At 45.6% G+C, this 1,226-nt stretch carries 1 protein-coding gene; it reads left to right on the top strand.

Annotated elements, in window-relative coordinates; translation table 11 throughout:
• Window positions 1-1,226: M3 family metallopeptidase (locus GMD6S_RS11365; RefSeq protein ID WP_000330844.1), on the top strand; the 1,226-nt coding region annotated here is incomplete at both ends.

The following is a 1,226-nucleotide window of genomic DNA, read 5'->3' as shown; positions in this document are numbered from 1 at the left end:
GAAGAATTTGCCAATATTGCCCAAGCTGGGATGGAATTTGAAACAGATGCCAGCGTAGCCTTAACCTTCTTTGACGACGCCTTGGTGGAAGCTGATGAGGAAGTCTTGAACCGTTTGGGTGAATTGCCTCACTTGACGGCAGCTATTCGCCAGGCCAAAATCAAAAAAGCCCATTACCTAGGGGCAGATGTGGAGAAGGCCTTGACCAATCTGGGTGAAGTTTTCTACAGTCCCCAGGACATTTACACTAAGATGCGAGCTGGGGACTTTGAAATGGCTGACTTTGAAGCCCATGGCAAGACCTACAAGAACAGCTTTGTAACTTATGAGAATTTCTACCAAAACCACGAGGATGCAGAGGTGCGTGAAAAATCCTTCCGTTCTTTCTCAGAAGGACTTCGTAAGCACCAGAATACAGCTGCAGCAGCCTATCTAGCTCAGGTTAAGTCTGAAAAACTCTTGGCAGATATGAAGGGGTATGACTCAGTCTTTGACTATCTTTTAGCTGAGCAAGAAGTGGACCGTGCCATGTTTGACCGCCAGATTGACCTCATCATGCAAGAATTTGCGCCAGTTGCTCAGAGATACCTCAAGCATGTTGCCAAGGTCAATGGTCTTGAAAAGATGACCTTTGCAGACTGGAAATTGGACTTGGACAGCGCTCTTAATCCTGAAGTGACTATTGATGACGCCTATGATTTGGTCATGAAGTCAGTAGAACCTTTAGGACAAGAATATTGTCAGGAAGTTGCGCGCTATCAAGAAGAACGCTGGGTGGACTTTGCTGCTAATAGTGGAAAGGATTCTGGTGGTTATGCGGCGGATCCATATCGCGTGCACCCTTATGTCCTCATGAGCTGGACTGGTCGTTTGAGTGATGTCTATACCTTGATTCATGAAATTGGGCATTCTGGTCAATTTATCTTTTCTGATAATCACCAAAGTTACTTCAACGCTCATATGTCGACCTACTATGTCGAAGCGCCGTCAACCTTCAATGAATTGCTTTTAAGTGATTATTTGGAGCACCAGTCTGACGACCCTCGTCAAAAACGCTTTGCCCTTGCTCATCGTCTGACAGACACCTACTTCCATAACTTTATCACCCACCTCTTGGAAGCAGCCTTCCAGCATAAGGTTTATACATTGATTGAGGAAGGGGAGACCTTTGGAGCAAGCAAGCTCAACAGCATTATGAAGGAAGTTTTGACAGATTTCTGGGGAGA

Source organism: Streptococcus sp. GMD6S (assembly GCF_000297015.1).
This window is presented reverse-complemented; position numbering and strand designations above follow the sequence as displayed.